The 21,449-nt window shown below is 60.8% G+C and carries 22 protein-coding genes and 1 tRNA gene; 15 read left to right on the top strand and 8 right to left on the bottom strand.

What is annotated here, in order from left to right; translation table 11 throughout:
* Positions 1 to 71: 71 nt before the first annotated feature.
* On the bottom strand, positions 72 to 911 hold the full coding sequence (locus J2S73_RS19155; RefSeq protein ID WP_306887284.1) for a TrmH family RNA methyltransferase: 840 nt from the start codon (positions 909 to 911) through the stop codon (positions 72 to 74).
* Positions 908 to 2,728: an ATP-binding cassette domain-containing protein gene (locus tag J2S73_RS19150; RefSeq protein ID WP_306887283.1), complete on the bottom strand. Its 1,821-nt coding sequence runs from the start codon at positions 2,726 to 2,728 to the stop codon at positions 908 to 910. Before J2S73_RS19150 ends, J2S73_RS19155 begins: the two co-directional genes overlap by 4 nt.
* A 240-nt stretch (positions 2,729 to 2,968) precedes the next feature.
* On the opposite strand from J2S73_RS19150, the gene J2S73_RS19145 reads away from it, so the two are divergent.
* From J2S73_RS19145 to J2S73_RS19135, 3 genes are all read left to right on the top strand, one after another.
* Entirely contained in the window at positions 2,969 to 3,295 is a 327-nt protein-coding gene (locus J2S73_RS19145; RefSeq protein WP_306887282.1) for a hypothetical protein, read from the top strand.
* A gap of 237 nt (positions 3,296 to 3,532) precedes the next feature.
* Positions 3,533 to 4,618, top strand: a complete 1,086-nt coding sequence (locus J2S73_RS19140) for an FkbM family methyltransferase (RefSeq protein WP_306887281.1) — start codon at positions 3,533 to 3,535, stop codon at positions 4,616 to 4,618.
* A gap of 331 nt (positions 4,619 to 4,949) precedes the next feature.
* Complete coding sequence (locus J2S73_RS19135) at positions 4,950 to 6,014, top strand: AAA family ATPase (RefSeq protein ID WP_306887280.1); 1,065 nt, start codon at positions 4,950 to 4,952, stop codon at positions 6,012 to 6,014.
* Positions 6,015 to 6,186: 172 nt separating this feature from the next.
* Here the strand turns inward: J2S73_RS19135 and J2S73_RS19130 are convergent, their stop codons facing one another.
* Positions 6,187 to 6,459, bottom strand: coding sequence for a hypothetical protein (locus J2S73_RS19130; protein WP_306887279.1), 273 nt, complete (start codon positions 6,457 to 6,459; stop codon positions 6,187 to 6,189).
* A 992-nt stretch (positions 6,460 to 7,451) separates the two neighbouring features.
* Here J2S73_RS19130 and J2S73_RS19125 point away from each other — a divergent pair.
* On the top strand, positions 7,452 to 8,162 hold the full coding sequence (locus J2S73_RS19125; RefSeq protein ID WP_306887278.1) for a hypothetical protein: 711 nt from the start codon (positions 7,452 to 7,454) through the stop codon (positions 8,160 to 8,162).
* 261 nt (positions 8,163 to 8,423) lie between these two features.
* A complete protein-coding gene (locus J2S73_RS19120; protein ID WP_306887277.1) occupies positions 8,424 to 8,837 on the top strand; it encodes a hypothetical protein in 414 nt (137 codons plus the stop codon).
* Between the two features lie 154 nt (positions 8,838 to 8,991).
* Here J2S73_RS19120 and J2S73_RS19115 read toward each other — a convergent pair whose 3' ends face one another.
* A complete protein-coding gene (locus J2S73_RS19115; RefSeq protein WP_306887276.1) occupies positions 8,992 to 9,213 on the bottom strand; it encodes a hypothetical protein in 222 nt (73 codons plus the stop codon).
* A 147-nt stretch (positions 9,214 to 9,360) separates the two neighbouring features.
* Here J2S73_RS19115 and J2S73_RS19110 point away from each other — a divergent pair, with 147 nt between their 5' ends.
* From J2S73_RS19110 to J2S73_RS19090, 5 genes are all read left to right on the top strand, one after another.
* Positions 9,361 to 9,756: a hypothetical protein gene (locus tag J2S73_RS19110; protein WP_306887275.1), complete on the top strand. Its 396-nt coding sequence runs from the start codon at positions 9,361 to 9,363 to the stop codon at positions 9,754 to 9,756.
* Complete coding sequence (locus J2S73_RS19105; protein WP_306887274.1) at positions 9,741 to 10,403, top strand: hypothetical protein; 663 nt, start codon at positions 9,741 to 9,743, stop codon at positions 10,401 to 10,403. The genes J2S73_RS19110 and J2S73_RS19105 overlap by 16 nt, the downstream gene beginning before the upstream one ends.
* 94 nt (positions 10,404 to 10,497) lie before the next feature.
* Complete coding sequence (locus tag J2S73_RS19100; protein WP_306887273.1) at positions 10,498 to 12,390, top strand: prohead protease/major capsid protein fusion protein; 1,893 nt, start codon at positions 10,498 to 10,500, stop codon at positions 12,388 to 12,390.
* A 128-nt stretch (positions 12,391 to 12,518) separates the two neighbouring features.
* Positions 12,519 to 12,791, top strand: coding sequence for a hypothetical protein (locus J2S73_RS19095; RefSeq protein ID WP_306887272.1), 273 nt, complete (start codon positions 12,519 to 12,521; stop codon positions 12,789 to 12,791).
* 89 nt (positions 12,792 to 12,880) lie between these two features.
* Entirely contained in the window at positions 12,881 to 15,775 is a 2,895-nt protein-coding gene (locus J2S73_RS19090; RefSeq protein WP_306887271.1) for a TrlF family AAA-like ATPase, read from the top strand.
* A 619-nt stretch (positions 15,776 to 16,394) separates the two neighbouring features.
* On the opposite strand, the gene J2S73_RS19085 is transcribed toward J2S73_RS19090, so the two are convergent.
* Together J2S73_RS19085 and J2S73_RS19080 are read right to left on the bottom strand one after the other, a co-directional pair.
* The gene (locus J2S73_RS19085; RefSeq protein WP_306887270.1) at positions 16,395 to 16,826 is read right to left on the bottom strand and encodes a thermonuclease family protein; all 432 of its coding nucleotides are present in this window, start codon (positions 16,824 to 16,826) and stop codon (positions 16,395 to 16,397) included.
* A gap of 199 nt (positions 16,827 to 17,025) precedes the next feature.
* Complete coding sequence (locus tag J2S73_RS19080; RefSeq protein WP_306887269.1) at positions 17,026 to 17,541, bottom strand: hypothetical protein; 516 nt, start codon at positions 17,539 to 17,541, stop codon at positions 17,026 to 17,028.
* 796 nt (positions 17,542 to 18,337) lie between these two features.
* Between J2S73_RS19080 and J2S73_RS19075 the strand changes: the two genes are divergently transcribed.
* Both J2S73_RS19075 and J2S73_RS19070 read left to right on the top strand, forming a co-directional pair.
* The gene (locus J2S73_RS19075; RefSeq protein ID WP_306887268.1) at positions 18,338 to 18,559 is read left to right on the top strand and encodes a hypothetical protein; all 222 of its coding nucleotides are present in this window, start codon (positions 18,338 to 18,340) and stop codon (positions 18,557 to 18,559) included.
* Between the two features lie 50 nt (positions 18,560 to 18,609).
* Positions 18,610 to 18,834 (top strand): hypothetical protein, encoded by a 225-nt coding sequence (locus J2S73_RS19070; protein WP_306887267.1) that lies wholly within the window; start codon positions 18,610 to 18,612, stop codon positions 18,832 to 18,834.
* Here the strand turns inward: J2S73_RS19070 and J2S73_RS19065 are convergent.
* A complete protein-coding gene (locus tag J2S73_RS19065; protein ID WP_306887266.1) occupies positions 18,831 to 19,361 on the bottom strand; it encodes a hypothetical protein in 531 nt (176 codons plus the stop codon). The two genes, J2S73_RS19070 and J2S73_RS19065, sit on opposite strands and share 4 nt — an antisense overlap.
* A gap of 159 nt (positions 19,362 to 19,520) precedes the next feature.
* Between J2S73_RS19065 and J2S73_RS19060 the strand changes: the two genes are divergently transcribed.
* The 3 genes from J2S73_RS19060 to J2S73_RS19050 are packed head-to-tail and all read left to right on the top strand — an operon-like array spanning position 19,521 to position 21,278.
* A complete protein-coding gene (locus J2S73_RS19060; protein ID WP_306887265.1) occupies positions 19,521 to 19,898 on the top strand; it encodes a hypothetical protein in 378 nt (125 codons plus the stop codon).
* Positions 19,899 to 19,923: 25 nt separating this feature from the next.
* The gene (locus tag J2S73_RS19055) at positions 19,924 to 20,310 is read left to right on the top strand and encodes an excisionase (protein ID WP_306887264.1); all 387 of its coding nucleotides are present in this window, start codon (positions 19,924 to 19,926) and stop codon (positions 20,308 to 20,310) included.
* A 35-nt stretch (positions 20,311 to 20,345) separates the two neighbouring features.
* Positions 20,346 to 21,278, top strand: a complete 933-nt coding sequence (locus J2S73_RS19050; protein ID WP_306887263.1) for a site-specific integrase — start codon at positions 20,346 to 20,348, stop codon at positions 21,276 to 21,278.
* Positions 21,279 to 21,340: 62 nt separating this feature from the next.
* Here the strand turns inward: J2S73_RS19050 and J2S73_RS19045 are convergent.
* Positions 21,341 to 21,417 (bottom strand) — tRNA-Pro (locus tag J2S73_RS19045).
* Positions 21,418 to 21,449 lie beyond the last annotated feature (32 nt).

The following is a 21,449-nucleotide window of genomic DNA, read 5'->3' as shown; positions in this document are numbered from 1 at the left end:
ACTCTGGCCGACCGCAACCTATTGCGCGCGCTGCGCGCTGAGTACCCCCGGAAATCCGCGGGACTGCCGCCTTACTGCGCCGGCCGGACCGGTGCCGAGCGGAGATGATGCAGGGCGATGCCCGCTGTGGTGGCCACGTTCAGGGAATCGAAGTTGGCCGCCATCGGGATGCGCACGGTCCGGATTCTCGACAGGAGCCGGTCCGGCAGCCCGGGCCCCTCCGCGCCGAGGAAGACGGCGGCACGTTGCGGCGGCACGAGGTGGGCGAGCTCTTCCGAGCCCGATGTCGCCAGACCGAGCGATGTGACGGCGGCGTCGTCCAGATGGGCGCACAGCGCGCCGATATCGGAAAAGCGCGCGAATGGCACGGTCAGGCTGCCGCCGACTGAGACCCGGATCGCCTTGCGGTAGAGCGGATCGCAGGTGGTGGAATCAATCAGCACGGCGTCGGCTCCGAAGGCGGCGGCGTTGCGGAACACGCCGCCGACATTGTCGTGGTTGGCGAGCCCCACCAGCACGACCAGAAGCGCCGGGCGATCCGGGGGTGGTACGAGGCTCTGCCAGTCCGGCAGGGGCCCGCGGTGACCGTGGGCGAGCAGTCCGCGATGTATGTTGAAGCCGGCGATCGCATCGAGAACGGGCTTGCTGGCCACATAGACCGGGCAGGCCGTACCGGTTTCGGCCAGAAGCGTGAGGGCGGCGTCCTTTCGGTTTTCGGCGACCAGCAGGGACTGCGGCCGGAAGCGCGACAGGCGCAGGAGGACATCCAGCACGACCGCGCCCTCTGCGATGAAGCTCTCGTCCCGGCCAACCAGGTCGCGCTCCCGGATGGCGCGATAGGCTTCGATCCTCGGGTCGTCCGGGTCGTCGATCTCGACGAAGCGCTCTGCGTCCGACGCGTCGCCCGTCACCGGGCGTTCTCCAGCTCCTCGCGCAGCATCTCCAGCTCCAGCCAGCGCTCCTCCGCCGCATCGCGCTCGGCCGAAGCCTTCTCCAGCTCCGCGGTCGCCGCGTTGAAGCGGTCGGGTTTTTTGGAGAATAGCTCGGGGTCGGAGAGCGTCTCCTGAAGCCGGGCGATTTCCGCCTCCAGCGTCTCGATGCGGCCGGGAAGGGTCTCCAGGTCGTGCTTTTCCCGGAACGACAGCTTGCGGCGTGGCTCTGCCCGGGCGGGCTTTGGGGCGCTGGCCTTCGGTGCGGCGGATTTTGCCTCACCCTTTCCGACCGACTTGGCCGGCGCCGATCCCCGCTGGGACAGCATGTCGGTGTAGCCGCCCGCATACTCGATCCAGCGGCCGTCTCCTTCCGACGCGAGAACCGAGGTCACGGTCCGGTCGAGGAAGTCGCGGTCGTGGCTGACCAGCAGCACCGTTCCGGAATAGTCGGCGATCAGTTCGGCCAGCAGGTCCAGGGTCTCCAGGTCGAGATCGTTGGTCGGCTCGTCGAGCACCATCAGGTTGGACGGGCGGGCGAAGGCGCGCGCCAGCATCAGCCGGCCCCGTTCGCCGCCGGACAGCGCGGAAACGGGAGAGCGCGCCTGCTCGGGAAGAAACAGGAAGTCCTTCAGATAGCCGGCCACGTGACGGGCTTCGCCGCCCACCATGACGGTGTCGCCGGAGCCGCCCGTCATGGTCTTCCAGAGGGTCTCGTTGGGGTCGAGAGCGGCACGCCGCTGGTCGAGCGTGACCGTTTCCAGCGCCGTTCCCAGCCGCACGACACCGGTGTCGGGCGCGAGCTGGGTGGTCAGGAGATTGATCAGCGTGGTCTTGCCGGCGCCGTTCGGCCCGACGATGCCGAGCCGGTCGCCGCGGTTGATCTCGATCGACAGGTCCTGAACGATGGGACGGCCTTCGAACGACTTGGAGATCGATTCCGCCGCGATCACCCGCTTGCCGGAAGAACCGGCCTCCGACGTGGCGAGCTTGGCCGTTCCGGTCGGGCCGCGCAGGTCCCGCCGCTCCTGGCGCATGGCCGCCAGCTTCCGCAGTCGGCCCTGGTTCCGCTTGCGTCGGGCCGTGACGCCGTAGCGCAGCCACTCGTTCTCCTGGGCGATGCGCTGATCGAGCCGGTGGCGTTCCTTCTCCTCGGCCGCCAGAACCTCGTCGCGCCAGTCCTCGAAATGGGCAAAGCCCCTGTCCAGCCGACGCGTGCTGCCGCGGTCGAGCCAGACGGTGGCGTTGGAAAGCGCCTCGAGGAAGCGCCGATCGTGGCTGATCAGGACAAGCGCGCCGCGCCGCGCCTTCAGCGTGGCCTCGAGCCATTCGATCGCCGGCAGGTCGAGGTGGTTGGTCGGCTCGTCGAGAAGCAGGACGTCGGGCTCCGGTGCCAGCGCCCGGGCCAGGGCCGCCCGCCGCGCCTCGCCGCCGGACAGGCGTCCGGGCTCCTCGTCGCCGGTCAGTCCCAGCGCTTCGATGAAGATCTGGCCGGAGTGCTCGGCGTCTCCGGGCGCAAGGCCCGCGTCCACATAGTCGCGCACGGTCGCAAAGCCCGACAGGTCCGGCTCCTGGCCCAGATAGCGGATGGTGGCGCCCGGCTGCAGAAACCGGCGTCCGGCGTCCGCCTCGATCTGGCCGGCGGCGATCTTCAGGAGCGTCGACTTTCCGGACCCGTTGCGGCCGACCAGGCACAACCGCTCCTGTGGGCCGAGTGCAAGCTCGGCGCCATCCAGAAGTGTCATGCCACCAAAGGTGAGTCGAATGTCCTGAAGCGTCAGGATCGGGGGCTGGGCCATGCGGATTTTTCGGGCTCGCGGTAAAGATCGCGGGACCATCCGGCCCCGCCTGGGCGCACAGATAAGCCCCTTTCGCCAAAGTGAAAACCTGTCGCCGGGCGATGATCCGGTCAAATCGGCGCACGTGGGTGCGGGTTAAGCCGGCGTTAACCATTCCGGCGCGACCTTGGCCACAACGGCCGATTTGGCAGGTGCCGCGTCCGGCCTTACCGAAACAAGCTGCACCTTTCGGAGGGGTTTATGGCGGTCTACACCATCTATTACGGGGCGAGCCCCGCACGATCCGACGCATTCGACCAGGCCCTGCAGGAGCGCTTCGGCGATGTCTACCGGGTGAGCGCCGAACTCTGGCTGGTCGACACCGGGCGCGAAGCCGACGCCATCTATGGCGCCATGCGGCAGTCCGTCCATCAGGGCGATCGCCTCTTTATCGCCGAGATTACCAGGGACTTTTTCCCCTGGCTGTCCCAGAGCGCGCTTGGCTGGCTGTTCGCCCCCGAGCGATCCTGGAAAGGCCGCTATGTCGCGCGTGAGGTGGCCCAGAAGATCTACGCGGCTGCGGCCTGAGCACGGCACACAGCATCTTGTGAATTGAACATACACCTCGGCTCGCCGCGTTGGTCTTTTCTGGCGGGTCCCGGGTGACGGGGCGACATGTTTGTATCGAGTCGAGTCGTCGAACAGGACCGGGCGCTTGCGCGCCTGGGCCGAACGGGTCATGGCGCCCTGCGGGGTGAGCATCCCACTCTCGATCCCGCATCGGAGAGAGGGAGCGATCGATCGTTCCCATGGCCGAACCGGCCGTTGCGTTATGCCTACTATCCGCAGGCCGAAGAGACGGTGCCGTTCGGCGCCGGCTTCAGCTTTGCGCAGAATTTCGAGGACATCTATCTGTGGCGGGCCCTCCGTGATGTGGAGGCCGGGTTCTACGTCGACATCGGCGCGCTCCACCCGGTCACCGATTCCGTCACCAAGCTCTTCTATGACGCCGGCTGGTCGGGACTGAACGTCGAGCCGGGTTCGACCTATTCGGAACTCGCCAGCGCGCGGGGGCGCGACATCAACCTTCAGGTCGTCGTGGGCGAAGATGTGGGCGACGTCAGCTTTCTGGAGGTCCAGAATGGCGGCGAAGGCCTGTCCCACGTGGCCGGTCAGGGAGCGGACACGGTCAGCGCCTGGCCGACGGTTGCGATGCGCCGCAAGTCGCTGCGGCTCGCCGATCTCCTCGACGACCATGCGGCCGGAAGGACGATCCATTTCCTGAAGATCGACGTGGAGGGATCGGAGGCGAGCGTCATCCGATCGGCGGACTGGTCCCGCCATCGTCCGTGGATCCTGGTGGTGGAGGCGACCAGGCCGACCACGTCGCAGCTTTGCCATGACGAGTGGGAGCCGATCCTCATCGAGGCCGGATACGTGCGCGCCTTCTTCGACGGCTTGAACATGTACTATGTCCGGGACGAGAGCCGCCATCTCCTCGACGCGTTCGACCGTCCGGTCAGCGTCCTGGACGGGTTCCGCAAGTTCGAGCCGACCGTCGCAGCCATGCACGCGGAACTGAACGCGCGCGACAGGGCGATCGACACGCTGCGGCAGCGCGCGGCGGCGCTTCTGCGTGCCGGACATGATGTGCAGGCGATGCGTGCCCATCTCGCGGAGGAGATCGCGGGATGGATCGTTCCTGACGACCGAGGCGGGCCCGCCGACTGCACTGCGGACCGGCAGAGCGAAGCCGCCAGCGCGCTGGAGCGCGTGAAGACCCGCTATCGGCTCGACGGCGCGCCGGCCGAGCTGCGCTTCGGCCTATGGGTGGCCCGTAAGCTGCGCAAGGTCGGGAGAACCCTGCGGAGGTGGCGCCTGCCATTTCTCCAGCAGATACGGTCCCAGTAACCGGTTGCTGTCCGACGTCCCTGAAGGACCGCCACGGGCAATGCGAATGCGTCTGAATTGGGATGATCACACGGCAGGGCGGGAACCCGTGTGAGAATGGTCGGAGTGGCAGGATTTGAACCTGCGACCCCCTCGTCCCGAACGACATGAAAAGTTTCAAAAGGCGCGGAAATCCGCGCCTTTTGTGCGTGTATGATCACGTTCGAATGCGACCAATCGGGGTCAATCGTTGCCGTAACGTTGCCGTAGCAACAGAAAAAGGCCGCGACCGGTAAACCGGCGCGGCAAAAATTCGCAATCAGAAGCCGGAATATACGACAATATGTCAGAAATGTCAAGTATAGATTACGATAAATTTGATGTAGATCACCCCGCTTTTGCGCGTATCTCGCCGTTTCTAACTGTTCACTCGAAAAAAGGCGGGCCTGAGCATAAGTATTGGTTAGTTCCTGGGTGGTTGGGGCAGTATGATATTGCGGTGGCATTCGGGGCTTCGGGTGCGGGCAAAAGCGTCTTCGCTACTGACTTGGCATGCCGATTGGCGGCCGGTCTCGATATAGACGGCGGTGAAGGCGGAATTCGGTGGAACGTTCTCTACATCGCCGCCGAGCGTCAGGGCCAAGTCAAGCGCCGGATCGATGCCTTCTGCAAACATCACGGCGGCGGTGATCCGTTCGACAATCTCATGATATACGATGGGCCGATTGACCTTTTGCGGCCTGGTGAGCTGCGCGCAGTAGTCCGTAGCGCTTGCCTGTCGCTAGACGACACGATCGATCTAGTTGTTATCGATACATTGGCAGCCGCGATGTCGGGTAGTGACTCTAACCCGGAGGCTATGGCCCGCGCCGTACATGCGCTGAATGACGCGGCACGATGGGGGAACCCGGATGTGCCTTGCACCGTCCTAGTTGTTCACCACAGCGGCGCCAGTGACGAAAAGCGCATGCGCGGCGCCACGCAGCTTCACGCGGCCGCCGATACAGTCATCCAGATCGCGCGGAAGGGCGATACGTCAACGGCCCGCGTGGTGAAGAACAACGAATCTGAGGCCCGGCCGGACCGGAGCTACAAGATGGAGACCGTTTCGCTAGGTGAATCGGCACGCGGCATAGACACGACGGCGCCGGTTTTGGTTGCCGTCGAGCCGGGCCGCCAAGGCGAGCCCGCCGCGTCGAAGGTGCCGCGCGCTACTCTCGCCGCAGCCGCTGTCCTCCAGCGCGCGATCGAAGCCAACGGCGGGCCTGTCACTGAAGAACAGTGGCGCGCTGCCGTCTACGCTGATGCTGGCGACCTTAGCGAAGCCGGGAAGCGCCAAAGGTTTGCACGGGCGCGGCGCCTTCAAGAGGACGGGACCGTGACTGAAACGAACGGCCTCTACGCCTTGGCGGCGTGACATAACGTGACGACGCGTGGCAATTATCACGTTACGATTTCTTGTCACAGATCAGGCGCTAAGCGTGACCGTGACCGTGACAAACCACACACCCCCTTAAGGGGGTAGTGTTGTCACGGGCCGTCACTGCGTCACGCGCCCAAAGTGATGGGAGATTAATGCGGTTCTTCGGCTATTTCAATGCGCGGCACTCGATGAAGCAGTAGTTTTGGTACACGACAGGGACATGGTGGCACATTATAGTTACGTCATCTATATCCATGTCCTCGATATCACTAATCGATACTTCCGATCCGCCGTACCATCTTACGCCGTTGAAGTCCGGAAGCTTGTCCATGACGCCGAGGTCGATAAGAAATTGTTTCGGGTTGCTGAGAAATCTCTTTATCTCTGGTCCGGACTGAATTGAAAAGGCAAGATCATAAATCACGACGTTGTTGTCCATCTTCTTACCCTTCTTTACGGATCTCGATTGTTTTCTAACATTATTCATCTCTGGGTGCTAGAGTCGCTTCCTGGCGGTTATAGGACGTATTCAATCTTAATGTGTTCATGCTTTCCCCGACAATGAACCAACTGAACGAGTGCTGACAAAAGGGGGGGCGCCTCACGCTGTCGCATGATGACGTGTGGGCCGCGTGGTCAGACCGCGAAATCGCGCGAAGGTCGGGGGTAAGCGATAAGACCGCCGGTGCGTTGCGTGCATCGGCATCTGCGGAAATTCCGCAGATAGCCCGCACTGTCGAATGGAACGGAACCGTCTACACCCAAGACACCACCAACATAGGCCGGCGCCAAGACCCGCCCGTGGTGTTCGTGCCGGAACCCCTGCCCGAACCGGCGAATGATAACGGGGTGGGGGCAACGCTACCCTTGCGGGCGCCTCCACATGCGGCGACGCCCGGGCCGCCAGCGCCCGCGAAGGACCGATTGTGGAATGGGCCGAACGGCCTTCAGGTCGCGACGTGGTCGGGTGACAGTCTGGCCATCCGCCAAAATCAAACGGGCGGACCTTGCGTCAATGGCCGCGATCCGGCCGGTGCGGAAGGTTCCGTCGACGTTCGTCATCGCTATGTCGCCGACCTTCTGGAGGGCGCGCATATAAGCCTCCCTTGGTCACGTAAATCGCTGGTCAACGTAGCGTGGCCAATTCGGTTCCGTTGGGCAGCCTGCGTGTTACAACCTGTCAATAGAGTATATCGACTTTTCCCGGAAGAGTTTTTTTGATTTTTCGGGCGTGATTGCTTAATATTCAGAAGTTGGCCGGGCCTAAATCCCGGCGAAACCCAGTTTTCCGTTGCCCGGTCGACACCCCTTTCTTTTTACATCGATGTGGATTTCGGTCGGCGCTTTTCGCGCTTCGGCCCCATTTGCTTTGTGTTGGCGGCGATTGTGCCGTCTGACCGCCGGTCAGGGCGGATGCGACTGGAGCAGGCAATGAAGCTGGATGATGGGCGGCTACGCGCGGCCAATGACAATGTGTGCCCGAACGGCGGCAAAGTGGTTCGTTTGCCGAACGACGGGCCGTCGATCGAGCATAGGATTAAAGCCCAGGCTGCATGGGTCACCTCGCAGAAGTACAGCGGCCAGGTCGCGAATGACAATCAAGACTGGCCACTTGCGAAGTTGCTAAAGACCGAGGGGCACGAACGGCACCTTCGGCTGGCCGAGCGATACCGAAGGATGTACGAGAACGCGCGCGCGATCGTCGAGCTGGCGGGCAGGGACCCGGGTGACGACATATACCAAGCCCGTCGGACAGATCTCGACCCCTCTACGGGCCGCCTCGTCGACAAAGGCGTGCGCGCCATTGGTCCAGCCAAGGGGGCCACCGGCGGCCGGCGCCTCAGGACAGATCCTTCAGACCCCTGGGGGGCGCCTAAGCCCACGCCGAAGCCTTGGAACGGCGAGTGGGTCGTCCTTGAGCGGATCGACGCCCAGCGCGCATTGGCGCGGGCGCAAGCCGCGCTCGGAGTCCTGCAGGATGCGTTCGAGGCAGCCGTCGTCGGGAACGACACGCTTGAAGAAATCGGCCGCGCGTTCGGCGTTGGGAATAAATCTGGTGCCAAGGGCGCCGGCCGCGCCTTGGTGTTTCTGGGCTTCGACGCGGTGGAGGCGCATTGGCGTCGAGAGCGGGCCGCCGCATAGGGCATACCCATTTTCGACTGCCGGCGGGTAGAATTGGAAGCCGGTGGTCGCTGACCTGTCTATCGGCTGGCCCGGCGTGTTTTCCAGCGCACGTCGGGCGCTCCTATTCAGTATCGCGCGCCATTAGTCCTACGGCGCGTGATCGCCCGTCGATCGCGCCGCGGGGTCGCGAACCGGGCGTCAACACCAAGTCGCTGCACCAAGGGTGCGGCGGCTTTTCTTGTGCCTTGAAAAAAGTATTTCGAATGAAACGGAGTCGTCATGTCCGAAATTTCTTGGCGCGTTCGCGCCTTCACGCCGCCGGAAGCGGCTGAAATCTGCGGCGTCAGTGCCGGCGCGGTGCGGCTATTGCTTCACCGTCACGCCAAGGTTGGGCTTGGCGAACGACGCCGTGGCCGGCGCAGGTTGTCGGCGCGCGATATCGCGACGTTGCGGGTTGCACTTTACGTGAACCGTGCAATGCCGATGGCGGAGGCGCTGCCTGCTGCGGCGCAGCACCTCGAGCGCTTGCCAAGCGCGGCTGCCTTCCTCGTGGCGGAAGGCGGCAAGACGTTCACCGCCGATGCGGAAACCGCCGGCCGCTGGGCGGTCGAGCGCGGGGCTGTCGTCGTACCGTTCGGGCGCATCGCCCACGATATCCTCGCGATGTGCTCGGCACCCGAAGGGGCCGCCTGACCCTCCCCCCCCCCCGGTTAGGTTCTTCCGGGCGGCCCCAGGGGCCATGCGGGTGGTAAGGCCCGGGAGCTGACCTGATTTCAAAATTTCTGAAGCAACTTTGCTTTCATTTTAGCTGCCGAAAAAGCCAAGGCGAATAGGGAAATAATCCCAATCAGGTTGCAAAGCGCCGGAGGTTCCGACGCGCAACGCCGCCGACCAATACATCATCAAAAAACAGGAGCGCCGGATGCGCCAAGCGCCCAACTACGTGCGTCGCGCCTGCTGCGCCTCCGGGCAGGAACGTGGCCGGGGGTATGTTGCTGCGCCCGATGGCGAAGTTGTCGGATTCGGCCACACCGGCCAGCCCGGCCCGCCAGTCGGCGAGGTTGAGCATGAAGTGTCCGAGCGGACAGCGTGGCATGAGGCCGCCCACGCGGTCGTGGGGCACGGGCTTGGTTCCACAATCACGTCAGTGTCGGTCGCCCCTCCTGAGTGCGTCAGGTTCGCGCCTGGGGCTGATCTCCCACCCTTTGCACGCATCGTGCTCGCGCTGGCCGGCGGCGCCGGCGAGGACGCCCGAGCCGGTTGGAGATACCGCGCCCCGGACACTGAAGTTGTCGACTTTGTCGCGCGCACTTTCAACTTCCAGGGCGGCGGCTGCGACGGCTGCTCTGCCGCATACGGAGCGTGGCAAGTCGTCAGTCCGCGCGCGGAGAACGCAGCACCGGCGGCCGCAGTCTGGCGAGCCGGCGAAGACGCCGCGGCCGCCCTGCTGGCCTTGCCGAACGTCCGCGCCGCTGTGGCGGACTTGGCCGTCGCGCTGATGCAAGACCATCGCATCGACGGCGAGCGCGCCCACGAAGTCATCAACAAACACATCGAATTCGGCGGGCTCATCGGGGCCGTCGAGGAAAGGGCTCAATGTTTGGAATCCTAAAGAAGCCGACCGCCGACACGTCCGCAGCGGACATCGCAAAGGCCCGCGCGGCAATCGATCTGCCCGCCCTGGAGCGGGCACTTGATGAGGCGAAGACCCGACGAGCCGACCGGCTCGTGGCGGGGGCACCCGATGGGGAGTTGCTGCGACTTGAGGCGGCGATTGATACGGCGCGGCTTGCGGTCGAGAGGGCGGAAATTGCCGCCGCTGAGTTGGACCGGCGCCACGCTGCTGCTGTCGAGGCGGAGAAGGAGGCCGCCGCGATAAAAGCCTACCGCGACGCAGTGGCGAAACGCGACGCCGTTGCGCGCCGCATCCGGGATGAATACCCCGGCCTCGCCGCCCAGATCGCCGCGCTGGCGAAGGCGGAGGCCGAAGCGGATGCCGCGGTTGATGCGGCGAATGAAACCACCGTCGACGACGAGGCCGGCCGTCCGACCATCCAGACGACCGCGGTCACGATCTGGGGCGGCACGTACTCCATCGACCCCACGCTCCGCGACACCGTTAGTCTCCTTCCGCTCGGCGACTTCGAGGGCTTCGGTGCGGCTGGTGGGCGCCTCACGCGCGAAGACGCATATGTAATCTACGGCATCGGCGGCCCTGGTCACGCGGACGCTGGCGCAAATAAGCGCACGCACGTCTGAGCGGCGGAGCACCCGCGGTGAATGTCCGCCGCGGGTCAAACACAGCAGCAAGGGCCGCCTGACAATCTAGGCCGGCTACCGGAAGTCGATTTTCATGACAATCAAAGAAACAATCGCCGCGCCCAAGTTCGGGCGATCGGCTGAAATCCGCGCGGCATCGTATGACGAGGCGGACAACACCATCGAGGTGGTGTGGACCACCGGCGCCGCGGTCCGGCGCCGGAATTGGCGCACCGGCGACATTTACAACGAAATTCTCGTTGTGACGCCGGAGGCGGTTCGCATGGACCGCTTGAACGCGGGCGCACCGCTTTTGGACACGCACGATGATTGGTCGCTTCGATCGGTCATCGGCAGCGTGGTCCCGGGCAGCGCGCGGATTGAAGGCGGGCAGGGGCTTGCCCGGGTTCAGCTATCTAGCGCACCGGGTGACGCGGACACGGTGCACAAAATCCGCACCGGCGTCATTCGCAACATTAGCGTCGGATACGTCATCCACGCGGTCGAAAAGACCGAGAAGGAGGACGGCACCGAAGATTGGCGCGTCATCGATTGGGAACCGATGGAAATTTCCGCGGTCCCGGTGCCGGCCGATGCGGGTTCGCAGTTCCGAAACCGAAACACCGACGACGGGTCGATGGTGGAAATCACAGACCTTCATGCCGCCGTGCGCGCCGAGCGCGAACGCGCCTCCACCATCCGCAAACTTGCTACGGAAGCCCACGCCGCGGAACTTGGCGAAACGCACGCCAGCGAAGGAACGTCGGTTGATGCGTTCCGCAGCATTCTGCTTGAGCACCTGATCGCGAAGGAGGCCGAGGCCCCGACCAGCGGCAACGTGCGCGCCGAAGTCGGCACGGAACACGCGGAAAAGCGGGCGCACGTCATCGAAAGCGTGCTGATGCACCGCGTTGACCCGTCCGCGAATACCCTCACGGACGGTGCGGGCGAATTCCGTGGCATGACGCTGACTGAGCTTGCGCGCGATGCGCTTGAGGCGTCTGGCATCAACACCCGCGGCATGTCCAAGTACGAGGTTGCATCCGAGACGCTGGCCTATCGCGGCGGCGGCATGCACACCACGTCCGACTTTACCGTGATCCTGGGCAACACCGTGAATCGCACCCTGCGTGCGGCTTATGAGGCCGCGCCGCAGACTTTCCGCCCGCTGGTGCGGGAGACCACCGTTTCCGACTTCAAGACTGTTACGCGGGCGCAGCTTGGCGAAGCGCCGCAGCTTGAGCGGGTGAACGAGCACGGCGAGTTCAAGCGCGGCACGATCGGCGAGGGCAAGGAGGCTTACAAAATTGCCACGTTCGGTAAGATCGTGGGCATCACCCGCCAGGCGCTTATCAACGATGATCTCGGCGCATTCAGCCGCCTTGCGCAGATGTTCGGCGTACAGGCCGCGCAGCTTGAGAGCGATCTTGTCTGGTGGCAGATCCTGTCCAACCCGACCATGGGCGACAACGTCGCGCTGTTCCACCTGGCATCGCACAAGAACCTTCAGTCGGCCGCTGCATTCAGCAAGGGCACGCTGTCCAAGATGCGCACGGCCATGGCCAAGCAGGTCGGCATTGACGGCAAGACCGTCCTGAATATCCGCCCGGCCTTCCTCATGATCCCTGTTGAGCTTGAGGACACGGCGGCCGAGCTGCTGCGCTCGACCCGTTACCCGGACGCCACCACGAACGCCGTTGCCGACAGCCTCAAGGCGCTGTCGATCATCAGCGAGCCGCGGATCGATAACGGTATCAGCAATGAATCGATCGGCGCTGCGGTGGCTGGCTCGGCGACGGCCCACTACCTGGCCGCCGCGCCAGCCGCTACCGACACGGTCGAGCTTGCGTATCTGGAAGGCAGCCGCGGCGTCTACACCGAGTCCAAGATGGGCTTCAACATCGACGGTGTTGAAATCAAGGTCCGCATGGACGCCGGCGCCAAGGTGATCGACTGGCGCGCGTTCCAGAAGAACGCCGGCGCGTAATCGCCCAACGTAACGGGGTGGCCAGCCGGCCGCCCCGTCTTTCTTACTGCAAATCGACCCCGCCAGTCGCACCGCAACCAACGACCTCACCGCCCGGGGCAATTGGCCGCGCTATTGATGACGCATGGATGAGTCAGATGAATTTCCCATCGAAGAAAGGGAATATCCCTGCGGCGGACGAATATACGATTGTGAGTTTCTGGATACTTCCTGATCGCCCGCGGGGCGTAGTCGCAAAATTCGACGTGAATTATCCCACGATGCCTGTCTACGATTTTCGAATCGTGGCTACAGGTCAGGATGGCTACTTCACAACAAAGCACCCCGGAGCGGGGATCGAAGCAGAGCATTGCCGGGTCCGGGATGCGGTGCGGGCAAAAACTGATGCGCTTCGTAGCTAATCGCGACCATTAGCTGAATACGCCCCTTGAACCACATCCTTTAAGCGCTTCAGATCTAGTTCTGCGAGTCGGCTAAAAGGGCGGTGACGATGCCAAGTAAGAAAGGCCATCATCCGGGGACGGTTTGGCGGAAATCCGACCTACAAGGTCACTCTCCCCGTGATCGCTCATGGATGGGCGGAGGGGCCGGTCTTCCCGGAGGGACACCCGCATATGAACGGGTCCGTAGAAACTGGGCGACTGAGTTCATTGCGGAAAGTCAGCGGCGCGGACTGAGCCTCATCGCCATAACAGATCACCACGATGTCTGCATAACACAATACGTAGCGGACGCCGCCAACTCGGCTGCGGAAAGCATTTTTGCGTTCAGAGGAGTGGAGATCACGTGCAGTGACAATGTTCAATGCCTCGTGCTCTTCGATCCAAGCGCCCCGTCAGGGGTTATGGCCAAGCTCTTGCACATGCTGCCAAACGTTATGCCAGCGCACAAAGACGCCGCCTTAGCTTCTAAGATCACGCCCTGCGGATGGACGCTCGCCGAACTCATAGAGGCGGTCGACGGTGACACGCATCTACGAGACGTGTCGCTAATTCTTCCTCACTTTAGCAATGTAGACGCACACAAAAGCGCGAACGCCAAGGGGCATGCGCCAAGGTTCGCCGATCTACCCTGCGATGGCGTCTATATCGAACTGCCATTTGATGATCTGGACCAAGCTACTCTTACGAAACTTCGAGGTGGGTCTACAGATTGGGGTGTTCGCCGACGCGCAGTTTTCGCCACAGGCGACAACAAGCAACCTAGTTGGGCTCGGTTGGGCGTCCACGATTGCTGGATTAAAATTGGAGAACATTCAATCGAGAGCTTGCGGCAAGCACAACTTGCTGACGAATCTCGAGTAAGTTTCAAAGAGCCAAAGGAGCCAGACGAAAGGATTGTAGAACTTCGAGTGAAATCAAGTGTATGTGGCGATAATCCATTGACTATGTCTTTCAATCCCGGATTTAATGCGCTTATTGGGGGGAGGGGCGCTGGAAAAAGTTCAATTATTGAGTATCTACGCTTCGGTCTTGCTCGGACGGCTTCAGATCTAAACGTTATAGAAGGCGCAACTGGTAGCGATCGTGACCAGCTTCTTATAGAGGAGACGCTCCGCGGTGACGGTTACGTCGAAATTGTTTTGGAGAGAGATGGCGTGCAGGAAACTTGGCGACGCGACCTCGTTACACGCGATCATATTACCATCACGGACGGTCGCGGCGGTACCACCGTGCTTATCCTTGATGATGCGCGCCAAAAATTCCGGGCCCGGGCGTTTGAGCAGAAGGGCCTTTCGACGACCATGAAGGACGCCGACAAGGCCGCCGACCAGATCACAGGCATCGCTGCAGCGGAGGAGTTGGAACAGCGCCGACAGGTGGATCAGCGGATTTCCAACGCCAAACGCGCGGTTACTACGTCATTGCGGCAGGCCGTGGCGCATTGGCAAGATAAGCTTGAGCATAACCGTGCTGTTCAGCGTTGTGCTGATATTCGCCAGCGGCTCATGGCAAATCACAAGCGCCTTGAAGAAGAAGGGGGTAGCGAAGAGGCGGTCAAGGTATTGGCGCGCGCGCCCGCATATTCTCGCGCCAAGAGTTTTTTAGCCATGGTTCAGACTGGCATCGTAGAGGCCAAGGAATCTGTACAGAAGCTCGATGGAACGGTGCTTGATGGCGCCGCAGGTTCAGTTCCGGATGGCTTTTCTATGCTCACGGAGCTGCAGGTCGCTGCCAATGATGCCAGAGATCGGATTCAGGCGAAGCTACAAGAGGTCAAGCAAGAACTTCTTGATCTTGAGATTATACTAAACGAGCGGCGTACGGAGTTTAATGAAGATGCGGACGCCTTCGGTGAGCTTCATCGGCAGGCGATCGAGCAGCAAACTGCACATAAGGCCTTGATTGAGGACATTCAACGGCTGACATCGGAGTGCGCTGCGGCAGAGGAAACAGAGGTATCTACGAGGAAGGCGTCCCATGCGTCCTCTGGAGCCATTGAAAATCTCAAAAAATCGAGAGAAAATCTTTCTGAAAAGGTAAAAGAGCGAAACGAAATACTGCGTCGCGCCGCTGGAAAAGTCGAGGGGCATTCGAGTGGGAGCCTAATAGCTAAGACTAAGCGGCCGGCAAAGCCCCATGAGTTCTGCGAGGCGCTAGAAGCATTGCTCGGGGGGAGTTACCTTAGCGACGTTGGCGACAAATGCTCGTCGTGGGTGGAAACAGTCATCAGTGCCGACAGTGAGAATGGGTGGTGCGGGGTCTGCGACAGCATACTTGCTGCCTACGAGGCAAAGACGATGGCCGGCTCTCCGCCGGAGCCCGGCGAAGGAACGGCTAAAATTCTTGATCACGTGATATCGAGCGGTATTGGCCAAAGTGTGCCGCCGAGATCACTTAGGAAAATATATGCATCTCTTGATGATGACAGTGTAGGAAAAATAATATCGGCGACGCCAAAGGATTATATCGTATTAACCTACGTAGACGAGAGCAATCGGAAGGTCGCGTTTCATAAAGCGTCGCCTGGTCAGCAGGCATCCGCGTTGCTCGAGCTCCTTCTGTCCCAGGAGGCGGGTACTCTCATTATTGATCAACCGGAAGACGATCTAGATAATAAGGTTGTTATGAAGGTGGTGAACCTCATTCGGGATTCTAAAAGTAAAAGGCAGCTAATATTTGCGACGCATAATCCGAATGTAGTGGTAAATGGCGATGCTGATAAGGTGATAGGGCTTACGACGGGCGATCGCGATCCAAGGCCCGATGTGAACACTGTTAGGATTTCGGTTGAGGAGGATGGTTCGATAGAAACACCTTCGGTGAAGGATTTGATTACACATGTGATGGAGGGCGGGCAATCCGCATTTGATTTGCGGCGCCGGAAGTATCGGTTTGAAACCGCACCTCCTTCTCAGGCGCTGGTCGATCGACCGGAAGATTAAAAATTCGACCGATCTCCTTCATGGAAACCCACGACAGTATATAGGCCTATTTTGTGTCCATGTGGGGAGGCGTGGCATACTTCATCTGCTTCAGTTGGCAGTATGTCACGCTTGGATATATGTTCAGATCGGCGTTCTGCAGTGTCGTTGATTTACGGAGCCAGAAAAAAATAATAGGTATGAAGGTGGGTGGAAGTAATAAGGGTGACAATTCTTCTTCTGGCAAAGGGGAGTGGCAAATGAGGTAGAAAGTGCAGGACCAGCAGGATTGGTCGCCTGGTGAGGTGGCGGAATATATTGAGGTAGCTTGTGTCGAAATGAGCCGCGCGGCGAATTGCTGCCGGCTTCCGCTCCTTGCTTATTTACTCGATCTGGCAAGACAGGAAGCGTCGACGCGAGCGAGTTCCGGGCAGTTATTAGCGGATGGATGTGATGAGGTCTTCGAGCCTGCCGATGAGTCGCGGGTGATCGCGGGGAGGTGCAAAGAGTTGGCGCCCATTGCGGAAGAGCGCGGTCATGTTTTCTTAGCCTTCCTTCTGTTAGAGGCGGAACGGGAGGCGCTAGCCAGTTCCGTAGCCGCGACACCGGCAGCGCCTTTTTGCTAGTCTGCTGGCTATCGTTAGCACCACGGGTTGCCGTCGTTCGGCCAAGGCTGCGACAGCCCCTGCGTGATCAGCACTTGCCCCGCATCGCGGCCGTCGGCCAGCCGCACCGTCACAAGGTCCCGGCCGAAACTGCCCCGGGCGCCGGACCACTCGATTTCATAGCCTCCCGCCATCAATTCGCGCAGTCGGTCACGCGCGGCGATACCGGCATGCTTTTCCGCGGCGCAGTCCGCATGGCTGATTTCCGGAGTGTCCACGCCCTTGGCGCGCCACTTGCGGCCACGTTCCCACCCTGTGTCGCCGTCCACGATGCATGTCACCTGGCGCGCGGCGCGGTCCCCGCCCGTGCATATCGGCATGGTGATTGCCGGCGTGGTCAGAGTGATTATCGCAAGTGCAGTACCGACGAAGGTGAGATTACTGAAGCTGTGATTCACGGCGCGCATCACATTAAATCGCCCCGCTGCTGGATTTGGTTGCGTGCAGTTGTCCGGCGCGGACATCCGTCCGCGCTGAACCGGCGTTGTCCGCCCCGGCCAATAGCTGCCCAGCTATCAGGGCGCTTCCTTCCTGCACTAGCCCTGTGACGAACTCAATTGCGCTGGTACCCTATCGAAATATAATATAAAGAATATTGGTATCGTTCTACAAATCTATTATGTTTTCTAGGTGTCGAATCTCGGCAATATCATTCATCCCTTCCTCTACGTAAATAGGTGCTTTCTTTTTTGCCTCTTCGAGGGAGCTGAGATAGCGACTAAACGGCGGGCTATAGCCGTTTGGTTCTGGCCCTTTTCGGCAAACGACCTGCCACCTTCCGCGAGACTGCGGGCATATCACAACATTCCAGTCTTCGATTGTAGAATAGTAATTTCCATTCGCTTCTTTTTTCCATTCAATATCGGGATATTTTAATAAAAGCCGCCGTTGCTGGCGGAGTAGCATGTTGCAGATAACCGACATTTCTCCAGAGACACGACTTTCGCCAGAAATCATTCTCTGGATGCTTCTGATTCTTGCTTGAAAATCCCGGTAATCGCCGCGCTTATAAAGTAAATCGGCCAGTTCAGCCGGGGATAGTGAAAGCTCGTCAAGGGCCGCCCTTAGTCCCTCACGCTGCTGTTTAGGTGTCTGAGTCCACGGAACTATCGGGGATTCCATCGCAGCCGGCCTCCTGTAAGCCTGATCGTAACGGTACGACAAAACGTCGCGATGTTGGCGACAATATGTCATAGATCCGGTGTCGCCCGAATTGAATCAGGAGCACGCGAACCGGGGATCTCCTGGCCGCCATCGTCTTCACGGCCCAGGGGGGGGACTCTTCCCCACGCGCCTGGATCGCGCGGGTGCGCAGTATGTTAAGAAAATCCGCAATGACCGCTTCGTGAAAGGCTATATAATATTAGTCGATTTTCGGAAGAAATTAAAAAAAAGTAAAGTAAAATATAAAAATTAAATAGAAGCACTCGTGCCTCGTAGAATATATTAAAATGTCTGATGTTTTGGTAAATCAATATTGTATTTTGTGGTTTACGGGCAGTGTTACAATTGAAAAACGTTTTATGGAAATTAAGCAGTCGCCAAATTTGATGGTTTCGTTTGGAAGAGCAGAAGAGCTTATCAATTCGGAGCCAAAAAGTCGATATATCGCCGATTTTGGGGTTCTGTAGGAAGAATCGTACTTAAATGCGTCCAGGTTGTTGCTCTTGTCCGCTTGTTAAGCCCCGGCCGCCGACGCCGTTTGTGGGTGTTGCTGTGACAAGCCGATTTCAAGAGATCTAGATATGACCAAATCCCAGCACGTCTCGAAGCAACTTGCCCCCCAGGCGTCCCGTGCCATAGCGGCCTCTATCACCTGGCGGACGCCACCGGCGCGCCCACGGCGCGCCATACGGACCGGTTAGCGGCCTTGGGCGCCGAGGCCTCATTTCACCCTTGTGGCAGCCCAGAAGGCGCGGTGTTCCAGTTGTGCGCGGCGTGGGGGCAGGTGGCGCTGACCCTCGAAGGCGGGGCGCCCACGGAAGCGGAATGGCGGTGCCTTGATCGCCTGTTCGGCAACGTGCTTCGATACATCGAGGACACCGGCGGCGTGTCCGCGTCGGCGATGGGGTTGGCGGGGTTCTACTACGTGGACGATTCGCCGGTGGCAGTGAACGAGAACCACCGGGCTGCTGCCTGACCAGCCGGGCGCCCGGTGGTCGGGCGCCCCTTCTCACGGGGGATAAGCCAATGAAGCCGATATACGACAACGGACAAATCCCGCTTGAACGGGTTGAGCGCTGTATGATCATGGCCGCTGAGCTAGTCGATTGGGCGGAAGAAAAAGACGGACCCGAAGCAGGCGACCAGATGCGGCCGCTGCTGGACTATTGGCGCGAGCGCTACATCGCCCGGAAAAATCGGAAATCGGCGGTTGATGAAGTGCGGGAACTGATTGAGCCGACAGATGTCTAAGGGGCTCCGACTTTATGCCCGATCTCGCCAATCGGCGTTAGATCAAGACGAGCCATGTACTTGATCGGATCAAGGTAGCTGACCTCACCATAGTCGCGCTGTGTCTGTGTGCCCCGTTTTGACCATTCGATTCTGGCGCCTGGCGTTGGGCCGAACAAGGTTACATCTAGGTCGTCTTGGTAGCCGTAACTCATCGAATCATTTCCGGCCGCCTCTAACAGCGCAGCCAAGGCGTCGCCAAAACTGGCGCCGCGCTTTTCGTCTGCGAACAGGTAGCGGCCACCAACAGACGGCAATTCACAGTAAGTGCGAACGGTCTCTGGGCTGTCCTTCACGTTTCGGCTCATCGCGATCGCAATAAGCAGGTTTGCCGCGTCCTGGTAGGTCACACGCGCGGCTGCCCGCCCCCGCCCACCAGATGTGCGAAGGCCGGCTTCGTGCAGATAGCGGTCATGCACCGTAACCGTGTTGACCGTCACATTCAGCGCAGCCGCAACCGTCTCGACAAGTTCCTTTGGCGTTGCCATCCCAGCCTCACATTTCAGATCCGCATAAATTAATATTGCGCGAAACGCAAAAGATAATTGACGTCTTGCGTAAATTGCGCATTATGCAAAAGAAGCCGGACACGCTTGTGCCTATGCCCGGCGCTGCCCGGTGCAGGATCAGATCAAGGAGAGCTGAAGATGATGGATCACGACGAATTCTGTTCCGGGTTCGCCGAAACGCTTGAGGGCACTGCCGACTGGCGCCGCCGGAAGGCGGAGGAGTTTCCGGACGATGCCGCAAGAAGCCTTGCTGCGGCGGATGATCTCGAATTGCTGGCAAAGCAAGTCAGCGAGGGAAGGGTCGACCCCGGCCTTTCGGCTGCGTACATCAAAACCGTTGAGGATGATGAGAATGATTGGCGCCGGCACGATCTAACCCGGTCGGAGAGTGAGAACCTTCGACAGGTCGGGTTTTTGTCATCTTATGAAACGCCGGACGATCTTCTGGAGACCATGCTGACCGAGGCGGGGATCAATTTTCAGCGCTCGGGTCCCACGGTCGTTGGAAATGGCTAGGCCGCGAAGCCAGCGGGTTCCGAAGGTGCTGACTGCAGAAGGGGCCGCCGCCGATTTTGGCTCGGCGTCTGCGCTGAATGCTGCCAACGACAACACCGACCCGGATGCGCCTGTCCGGCTCGCTGACATCCTGCCCTTGGCATTCCCGCACGGCGGCATGACGGTGAACGGTCTTCGGCGCGAAGCGCGCCGCGGGAACCTGACCCTTTTGCGCATCGCGGGGAAGGATTTCACGACGATCGCGTATATCGGGGAGATGATGGAAAAATGCCGCGTCGCCGCCAACCAGCAAGACTCTGGCTCCGTCCGGCCAGCAAAGACCGTAGCGCCGTCTGGATCATCCTCGACGGGGGCCGACAGCACAGCACTGGTTGCGGCGAAAGCGATCGTGGAAAGGCTGAAGCAGCGCTAGCCCAACACATCGCGAAGCAGTTCATTTCCCAGCCAATGGGGAAGGACCGGGCTGCCAGTGAAGTCGGCGTTGCGGAAGTCGTAGCCCACTATCTTGCCATCAAGGAAGAAGGCGCCCGGCGCCCAAGGGAGCTGGCTGCGCGGGTTGGTGCCCTTCTAGCCTTCTGGGGTGACAAGACGCTGGATGACATCACCACCAGGACTTGCCGCGACTATGTCGCTCAGCGGACCACGTCGGCACAGGCACGGCGTGAACTGGAAGATCTGCGTGCGGCGTGTCGCATGGCGATCGCCGACAACGTGACCCGACACGCCGTGACCGTCACGCTGCCCCCTAAGCCTAAGGGGCGGGTCAAGCATCTTGACCGGTCCCAAATGGCAAAGCTCGTTCACGCCGCCTACCGCAAGCGGGAGGTTCAACGGGGAATCCCGACAAAGAAGCGACCAACGCTACATGTCGCCCGTTTCCTATTGGTCGCGGTGTACACTGGCAGTCGGTCGGGACGGGTTTGGCAGGCGTCGTTTGTGCGGGAACCGGGACGGCCATTCATCGATCTTGAGGCGGGGGTCTTCTATCGCGCCCCGGAAGACGAGCAGATCGCGGCCAACAAGCAGGCGCCGCCGATTCGTCTTCCCGGCTGTCTGCTGGCCCACTTGCGACGGTGGCGCAGGGGCGGTGCCCGATATGTGTGTGAGTACCAAGGTCGTCCTGCTGATCCAAAACGCGCCTTCCGAAAGCTGGTGAAGGAAGTTCTCGGGAAGGACGCCGAGGGCGTTGTCCGGCACACGTTGCGCCATACTTCCGCGACCTGGCTAATGCAGGCCAGCGCCGACATGTGGGAGTCAGCCGGCTATTTGGGGATGACTCGGGAAACCCTCGAGAAAACATACGGTCACCACCATCCCGATCACCAAGCCGGGGTTGGTCGTGCGTTCACAAGCGGTAGGGCGGGGAGGCAGAGGGCGTGACTGAAACGTTGCCGTTTCATTGCCGCGGCGATTTCGGGATTCGCCTAAGTCATTGGAATGAATGGTCGGAGTGGCAGGATTTGAACCTGCGACCCCCTCGTCCCGAACGAGGTGCGCTACCAGGCTGCGCTACACTCCGACAGTGGGCGGTCTTATAGCGATGGATATCGG

The sequence above is a fragment of the Amorphus orientalis genome (genome assembly GCF_030814015.1).
GTDB classification, from domain to species: Bacteria; Pseudomonadota; Alphaproteobacteria; order Rhizobiales; family Amorphaceae; genus Amorphus; species Amorphus orientalis.
Note: the sequence above shows the minus strand (reverse complement) of the source record. Positions and strands in the feature narration are given on the sequence as shown.